Origin of the sequence: Zestomonas carbonaria (assembly GCF_904061905.1) — a bacterium.
Taxonomy (GTDB): Bacteria; Pseudomonadota; Gammaproteobacteria; order Pseudomonadales; family Pseudomonadaceae; genus Aquipseudomonas; species Aquipseudomonas carbonaria.
Genome location: NZ_CAJFCI010000081.1, coordinates 34,153 through 42,371 on the forward strand (window position 1 = coordinate 34,153; position 8,219 = coordinate 42,371).

At 64.8% G+C, this 8,219-nt stretch carries 7 protein-coding genes; 1 reads left to right on the forward strand and 6 read right to left on the reverse strand.

All coding sequences use genetic code 11. The features are described 5' to 3' along the window. Positions 1-39 precede the first annotated feature (39 nt). From PSEWESI4_RS22670 to acnB, 5 genes are all read right to left on the reverse strand, one after another. Complete coding sequence (locus tag PSEWESI4_RS22670; RefSeq protein WP_187673503.1) at positions 40-1,089, reverse strand: polysaccharide lyase family 7 protein; 1,050 nt, start codon at positions 1,087-1,089, stop codon at positions 40-42. 237 nt (positions 1,090-1,326) lie between these two features. Further along, positions 1,327-1,905, reverse strand: coding sequence for an ANTAR domain-containing response regulator (locus tag PSEWESI4_RS22675; RefSeq protein ID WP_187673504.1), 579 nt, complete (start codon positions 1,903-1,905; stop codon positions 1,327-1,329). Between the two features lie 12 nt (positions 1,906-1,917). Continuing rightward, positions 1,918-3,132, reverse strand: coding sequence for a CmpA/NrtA family ABC transporter substrate-binding protein (locus tag PSEWESI4_RS22680; protein WP_187673505.1), 1,215 nt, complete (start codon positions 3,130-3,132; stop codon positions 1,918-1,920). 420 nt (positions 3,133-3,552) lie between these two features. Continuing rightward, on the reverse strand, positions 3,553-3,762 hold the full coding sequence (locus PSEWESI4_RS22685; protein ID WP_187673506.1) for a YgdI/YgdR family lipoprotein: 210 nt from the start codon (positions 3,760-3,762) through the stop codon (positions 3,553-3,555). A 205-nt stretch (positions 3,763-3,967) separates the two neighbouring features. Beyond that, positions 3,968-6,568: a bifunctional aconitate hydratase 2/2-methylisocitrate dehydratase gene (acnB, locus tag PSEWESI4_RS22690; RefSeq protein ID WP_187673507.1), complete on the reverse strand. Its 2,601-nt coding sequence runs from the start codon at positions 6,566-6,568 to the stop codon at positions 3,968-3,970. Positions 6,569-7,229: 661 nt separating this feature from the next. Here acnB and PSEWESI4_RS22695 point away from each other — a divergent pair. Further along, entirely contained in the window at positions 7,230-7,706 is a 477-nt protein-coding gene (locus tag PSEWESI4_RS22695) for a DUF1289 domain-containing protein (RefSeq protein WP_187673508.1), read from the forward strand. 215 nt (positions 7,707-7,921) lie between these two features. On the opposite strand, the gene PSEWESI4_RS22700 is transcribed toward PSEWESI4_RS22695, so the two are convergent. After that, positions 7,922-8,219 (reverse strand): transposase (locus PSEWESI4_RS22700; protein WP_187673509.1); only part of this gene is annotated, 298 nt, incomplete at its 5' end.

Here is an 8,219-nt window from a genome sequence, read left to right on the forward strand (position 1 = left end):
GCGCAACATACGCCGCTCCATGACGCCTGTCGAGGGGCCTCAGGGGGAGACCTGGATGGAGAAGCTCTTGGCGATATGGTTGCCGTCGGCGTCGCGGACCCTGGCCATGAAACCGTGGCTGCCGCTCTCCACTGGCGTGCCGCTGATCGCACCGTCCGGGCCGAGCACGAGCCCCGCCGGGGGACGTCCGCTGACCAGCGTCCAGGTGCCGCCACCGGTCCCGCCCGCGGCTTGCAGCAGGGTCTGGTAGGGCTGGCTGGCGTGGGCGCTGGGTAGGGTCGCCTTGCTGGCGATGCGCAGGTCGTTGCGTGCGTGGCTGGCCGCCAGGCGGTAGAAGCGGACCAGTGCGCCACCATTGCCCTGGTGGCTGTACAGGTAGGCACCGGCCTTGAAGTAGAAGGTTTCCCGGTCCCAGGCGGGATCGATGACCATTTCGGCGCTGGGACCGTTGTTGGCCTGGGCGGCGGCGATGCCGTCTATCACCCTGATCTGGTAGACGAAGGATTGCCCCAGCCGGATGTCGCTGGCCAGGGTGTGGTGAGTGAAGGGCTGGCTGTGCACCGGCAGGCCCTGCAGCTTGACCATCACCTGGCCGGTCTGGGTGGCGAAGTCATAGAGGTAGTAGAGCAGCACCAGCGGCGGCGAGTCGAAACCGTGCACTTGGCCGATGATCACCACGCCGTCGCTGGGCACCTGGGCGACGCGCACCTGCGCCTCGAGGATCGAGGTGCCATGGCTATCCCAGTTCACACGAGGATTGCCGGGGTCGATCATCTCGCGCAGCTCGCTGCGCGGCTTGGGCGAACCGCCTCCGGCCAGACCATCGACCGGGGCCCAAAAGGTCATCGCGCCGTCGTCCGAGCTGTAGAACCAGGGCGATGAGTAGCCGAACGGGCCGCTCAGGTCCGGCGGATAGACGGTCAGCGGACGATCGGCCGGGCCGTCCGGGGCGGCGGCCGGGACGGTGATGTTCCAGTTGTCCAGGTCGAAGTTGCCGCCGGGCGGGAGGTCCGGATCGAGGGCCGCCTGGGTGGCCTGGAAAGGCAGGGCGATGCACAAGAGCAGGGCGAACCGCAGGGTAGGGCGCATGGATGTCGCCCTGGATGGTTTCTTCGACATTACCGGAACCTCCTGCAAACGATGGAGAGGATTCCTTCCGCGCTGCTGCGGGCCTGGGCGCCAGGCCACTACCGCAGCACTGCCAGTGCCGGGAAGAACGACGGTGACATGCCAGTTCCCTGCCAATGGGCGGTGGTCTTCCGGGGACGATGCGCTCGAAGCGATCGACGGTAGCGCCCGGATGGCCCTGCCCGACGAGCCGGGCGTTCAGTGGCCCAGCATGTCGTGCATGGCGATGATCTGTTCGGCCACCTGGATGAGCTTCTGCTGGCGGCTCATGGCCTGGCGGCGCATCAGGGTGTAGGCGTCTTCCTCGTTGCAGTTCTTCATCTTCATCAGCAGCCCCTTGGCCAGTTCGATGCGCTTGCGCTCGGCCAGTTGCTGCTCGCGGGCGCTGAGCTGGGAGCGCAATGCCTGGTCGCTCTCGAAGCGGGCCATGGCCACGTCGAGGATCGGTTGCAGGCGATCGGCCTGGATGCCTTCGACGATATAGGCGCTGACCCCGGCCTGGATGGCCTGGCGCATTGCCCTGGGGTCATGATCGTCGGTGAACATGACAATCGGTCGTGGCTGGTCGCGGCTGACCAGTACGACCTGCTCCATGACGTCGCGGCCGGGCGACTCGGTGTCGATGAGGATCACGTCGGGGCGCAGCGCTTCCACGCGCTCGGGCAGGTCGATGACCAGCCCGGACTCGTCGATGACGTCGAAGCCCGCCTCGACCAGGGCGCTCTTCAGGCGACCGACCTTCTTCGCTGTGTCGTTGATGAGGAGAATGCGTAGCATCTTGGTGCTCGATTAGAGGGCGATGGTGCCAGCGCTGTCGCTGCGCGCGTGGATGGCGAAGCCGTTGGCGTAACCGGCCGGGTCGCTGCCGTCCCAGTGACTACCGTCGAGCAGGGTGGCGCTGCGCATCGGTTGCCGCGCCACGGCGATGCCGAGGGCATTCGCGGCCTGGGTATAGAGTTCGAGCCGATGAACCTGGCGGGCGATGCCAAGGTAGTCCGGGTCATCCTTGAGCAGGCCCCAGCGGCGGAATTGGGTCATGAACCAGATGCCGTCGGACAGCCAGGGCATGGTCGCCTCGCCGCCGGCGAAGAAGCGCAGCGGATGGGCGTCCTGCCAGGCGTGGCCGAGACCATCCTCGTACTGGCCGAGGAAACGCGGCTGGATCGCCGAGAGCGGGGCGTCGACATAGTCGCGACCGGCGATCAACTGGGCGGCGCTGCGCTTGTTCTCTTCGTTGGCATCGATGAAGCGGCTGGCCTCGAGCACCGCCATGGTCAGGGCGCGCGCGGTGTTGGGATAGCGCTCGACGAATTCGCGGGTGACGCCGAGGACCTTTTCCGGGTGATCCGCCCAGATCTGCTGGCTGGTGGCGATGGTGAAGCCCTGGCCCTGTTCGACCGCCAGTGCTCCCCAGGGGCCGCCGGCGCAGAAGCCGTCGATGCGGCCGGCCTGCAGGTGGGCAACCATCTGTGGCGGCGGCACCACCACGGTGTCGACGTCCTCCAACGGGTGGATGCCGTGGGCTGCCAGCCAGTAGTAGAGCCACATGGCATGGGTGCCGGTGGGGAAGGTCTGCGCGAAGGTCAATTTCGCACCGGCTTGGCGCACGCGGGCGACGAGTGCCTCGGCACTGTTCACGCCGGCGTTCTTGAGCGGCCCGGACAGATTGATCGCCTGGCCGTTCTGGTTCAGGCCCATGAGGATGGCCATCCCGGTGGCCGCGCCGCCGATGCCAAGGTGGGTGCCGTAGACCTGGCCGTAGAGCATCTGCGCGGCGTCCAGTTCGCCGCCGAGCAGTTTGTCGCGCAGCGTCGCCCAGGAAGCCTGGCGGCGCAGGTTGAGGGTCAGGCCGTAGGGCTGGGCGAAGCCCTGGGTGGCCGCGACGATCAGCGAAGCCGCGTCGGTGAGGGGCATGAAGCCCAGTTCCAGGATGCTTTTCTCCGGGGCATCGGAGCCGGCCAACCAGGCCAGGGGATCGCTACGCGTGCTGCTGTGTTCGGTCATGACAGGATTCCGCCGTGAAGCAAAAAGGCGCCGTCCCGGCTGTCACGCAAGTGTCAGTCGGAAGCGACGCCATTGTCCATGAACTGCCTCCGCCGTTGGAGAGAGTTCCACTGCAGTTGGATAAGCAAGCGATATGCCAGTGATGGAGGGGCGGCTGGTCTATTGGGTCCCCGCGTTCGCGAGGACGACGGGGATCGGGTTCGACACGTGTCCCAGCCCCCGTCATTCACAGGGTAATCCAGTGAACCTCGCCTGAATGGACCGAGCCTGTAGGATGGGTGCAACCCATCAAGGCCAGAGCGATGGGTTTCACCCATCCTGCGGACTGGAGCGGGGACGACAGGGAGAGGCCCTGCACGCGGCCCAACCTTGCGTCATTCCCGCGAACGCGGGAATCCACTGCTGGAGCCAGGACGTGGCTCAGCGTTCCAGCATCTGCCGGACCGAGCTTTGCGGGATCTGTTGCTTGCGGCCCTCGCTGTCCTCGAACTCGAGCATGCCGGTGTCCTTGTCCAGCCGTGGTTTGCCATCGCTGGTGAACATCTGGCCGTCGGTGGTGGTGATGATGTATTCACTGGCGCAGCCGGCGAGGCCGAGCGTGCAGAGAAGGACGAGAATCCAGTGCTTCATGGGCGGTACTCCTGATGGTCGAAAAAAGGAGCCACAAGTGAGTGGCTCACCTCCTCAACACTAGCTGGTGCGAGTATGTCCGCAAGGTGGCCCGTGGGGTGTGTCGGGTGCATTGGGTGATGGGTTGTCACCCATCCTACGGGTATGGCGGGCCGCAAAGAAAAAGCCCCGCACTGGGCGGGGCTTTTCTTCACGCTGCTTGCCGTCAGGCTTGAACGACCGGGATCTGGGCGTTCGCGGCCGCTTCACGGAATTCGGCGATCTGGTCGAAGCTCAGGTAGCGGTAGATGTCCGCCGCCATGCTGTCGATGTTCTTCGCGTATTCCATGTATTCCTCGACGGTCGGCAGCTTGCCGAGGATCGAGGAGACCGCTGCCAGTTCCGCGGAGGCCAGGTACACGTTGGCACCATCGCCCAGGCGGTTCGGGAAGTTACGGGTCGAGGTCGACACCACGGTGGCGTTGGCGGCGACGCGGGCCTGGTTACCCATGCACAGCGAGCAGCCCGGCATTTCCATGCGCGCACCGGCCTTGCCGTAGATGCCGTAGTAGCCTTCCTCGGTCAGTTGGTGGGCGTCCATCTTGGTTGGCGGCGACAGCCACAGGCGGGTTGGGATCGAACCCTTGACCTTGTCGAGCAGCTTGCCGGCAGCGCGGAAGTGGCCGATGTTGGTCATGCACGAACCGATGAACACTTCGTCGATCTTGTCGCCGGCCACGGTGGACAGCAGGCGGGCATCGTCCGGGTCGTTCGGGGCGCAGAGGATCGGCTCGGTCACTTCGGCCAGGTCGATCTCGATCACCGCGGCGTACTCGGCGTCCTTGTCGGCTTCCATCAGTTGCGGGTTGGCCAGCCAGGCTTCCATCGCCTTGGCGCGACGTTCCATGGTGCGGGCATCGCCGTAGCCTTCGCTGATCATCCAGCGCAGCAGGGTGATGTTCGACTTCAGGTACTCGGCGATAGCGTCTTCCGGAAGCTTGATGGTGCAACCGGCGGCGGAGCGTTCGGCCGAAGCGTCGGACAGCTCGAAGGCTTGCTCGACGGTCAGGTCGTCCAGGCCTTCGATCTCGAGAATGCGGCCGGAGAAGATGTTCTTCTTGCCTTTCTTCTCGACGGTCAGCAGGCCGGCCTGGATGGCGTAGTAGGGGATCGCATGCACCAGGTCACGCAGGGTGATGCCGGGCTGCATCTTGCCCTTGAAGCGGACCAGCACGGATTCCGGCATGTCCAGCGGCATCACGCCGGTGGCGGCGGCGAAGGCCACCAGGCCGGAACCGGCCGGGAAGCTGATGCCGATCGGGAAGCGGGTGTGCGAGTCGCCGCCGGTGCCGACGGTGTCGGGCAGCAGCATGCGGTTCAGCCAGCTATGGATGATGCCGTCGCCCGGACGCAGCGAGACGCCGCCACGGGTGCGGATGAAGTCCGGCAGGGTGTGGTGGGTCTTGACGTCGATCGGCTTCGGATAGGCGGCGGTGTGGCAGAAGGACTGCATCACCAGGTCGGCGGAGAAGCCCAGGCAGGCGAGGTCTTTCAGCTCGTCGCGGGTCATCGGGCCGGTGGTGTCCTGGGAACCGACGGTGGTCATCTTCGGCTCGCAGTAGGTGCCCGGACGGACGCCGGCGACGCCGCAGGCCTTGCCGACCATCTTCTGGGCCAGGGTGTAGCCCTTGCCGCTGTCGGCCGGCTGTTCCGGCTTCTTGAACAGGTCGGATGGGCCGAGGCCCAGTTCGGCGCGGGCCTTCTCGGTCAGGCCACGGCCGATGATCAGCGGGATACGGCCGCCAGCGCGGACTTCGTCGAGCAGCACCGGGGTCTTCAGTTCGAAGGTGGTGATGACTTCGTCGGTGCCGTGCTTGCAGACCTTGCCAGCGTACGGGTAGACGTCGATCACGTCGCCCATGTTGAGGTTGGCGACGTCGAATTCGATCGGCAGGGCGCCGGCGTCTTCCATGGTGTTGTAGAAGATCGGGGCGATCTTGTTGCCGAAGCAGAAGCCGCCAGCGCGCTTGTTCGGCACGTAGGGGATGTCGTCACCGAAGAACCACAGCACCGAGTTGGTGGCGGACTTGCGGGAGGAACCGGTACCCACCACGTCGCCGACGTAGGCGACCGGGAAACCCTTGGCCTTGACCGCTTCGATCTGCTTCAGCGGGCCGATGCTGCCCGGCTGGACCGGCTCGATGCCGTCACGGGCCATTTTCAGCATGGCCAGGGCGTGCAGCGGGATGTCCGGGCGGGACCAGGCGTCCGGAGCGGGGGAAAGGTCGTCGGTGTTGGTTTCGCCGGGGACCTTGAACACGGTCAGGCTGTACTTCTCGGCGATCGCCGGCTTGTTGGTGAACCACTCGCCGTCGGCCCAGGACTTCAGCACGGCCTGTGCGTTGGCGTTGCCGTTCTTGGCGCGCTCGGCGACGTCGTGGAAGGCGTCGAACATCAGCAGGGTGTGCTTGAGTTGCTCGGCGGCCACGGCGGCCAGCTCGGCGCTGTCCAGCAACTCGACCAGGGTGGCGATGTTGTAGCCGCCCTGCATGGTGCCCAGCAGCTCGACGGCGCGCTTCTTGTCGATCAGCGGGGAACTGGCTTCGCCTTTGGCGATGGCGGACAGGAAACCGGCCTTGACGTAGGCGGCTTCGTCGACGCCCGGCGGGACACGGTTGGTGATCAGGTCGGCGAGGAAGGCTTCTTCGCCGGCCGGGGGATTTTTCAGCAGCTCGACCAGGCCTGCGGTTTGTTCGGCGTTCAGCGGCTGGGGCGGGATGCCCTGAGCGGCACGCTCTTCAACGTGTTTGCGATAGGCTTCAAGCACAGTATTACCCTCATCAGTGGTCCCAAAGGGGTGTCCGGGACGCATTCGGAAGCCGCTAAACACATCCGTTCCATCGCTTTTTGGGCGGGGAACGATGGTTTCAGTGGCTCCATCCAGAAGCTGTTTTCAAAGTTTTACGCTTGCAGGAACGGGTCTGATGAGGGCTGGCGCAGGACCCTGGCGAGATCCGGCGCCAACATGTTCCTGCTGGATAAACTGTGCTCGTGACGCTTTGAAAACAGCTTCCAACGGACATCGGCGCCGCTAGGGTCTGTTGACGTTTCGGCGCGAGCCGCGTTGCTGCGCCAAATGGCGCCTGGCAAGGCGCGGGACGCAGGGAATGGTCGTTCCCTTGCCAAGTCCCGCAACGCCGCATGGCGCTATTTGCCGCGCAACCCGGAGGGACGGGCCTGTTTTAGCGCGGTGCGTCGTTGCTCGACGCTCATTTGGGGGACCAAACTTCGCGTCTCGCGCCTAGCCCCGCGCTAAAACAGGCTCCGTCGCGGCCGTGACGAAACGTCAACAGACCCTGGAGGCGGGGCGATTCTACTGGAAAGGAAAGGCAAAGTTAAGCCGAAACCCTTACGCAAAGCGGGGTGACCCTGACTAGACAAAGGGCTAATATGCCAGCCCGTTCCATCCTCCAGTCTCTTCCCCGGCCATGTCCACTCAGCGCATCAAGACGCCCTGCGTCGGCCTCTGTTCCACTGTCTATGGCGATCATGTGTGCCGAGGCTGCAAGCGTTTCCACCACGAGGTGGTGAACTGGAACCTGTACAACGACGATGAAAAACGTGCGGTCTGGCAGCGCCTGGAATACCTGCTGGTGCAGGTGATGCAGGCGAAGCTGGATGTATTCGATGCCGTTCGTCTGCGCGGCCAGCTCGAACAGCACAGCATCCGCTTCGTTCCCGAGCAGTCCCCCTATTGCTGGGCCTACCAACTGATCGCCCGTGGGGCGCGGCTGATCAACCAACTGGACGCCTATGGCGTGGTGCTGTTGCCGGAGTTCCGCCATTGGGAGCTGCCGACGCTGCGCGACGCCATCGATCGCGAGTTCTTTCTGCTTTCCGAAGCCCATTACGATCGCTACATCGCCCCGCGCTTCCTGCGCGAGGGTGTCGAAAGCCGAGTCTAACCCCCGGCAAAGGGGCTTTTTCTGGTTCCCCGCGTTCGCGGGAATCCAGTGAACCTCGCCGGATGGATCGAGCCTGTAGGATGGGGGCAACCCATCAAGGCCAGGGCGATGGGTTTCACCCATCCTACGGACTGGAGCGGGGACGACGGGGATGGGCTCGGCACGCGCCCCAACCCCCGTCATTCCCGCGAACGCGCACTGCTGTCCGGCACGCCTCATGCTATCAACAGTTGGCCCTGACGCAGGTTGATCTCGCGTATTCGCTCCTGCCGTCGTCGGTAACGTTCGGCTTCCAGGCCAGGGCGCTGAAACAGCGTCGCCTGCACCTCCACCATCAGCATCCACAGGCTCTGCTGCGTTCCCGTTCTGCGTTGGTAAAGACTCAGCAGCAAGTAGCTGATCAGCGCACAGAGCATCTGGAGGCGCACGGCATTCTCGCTACGGCCCAGGAAACGCCTGACCTTCAGGTGTTGCTTGATCCATTTGAAAAACAGCTCGATCCGCCAGCGATCC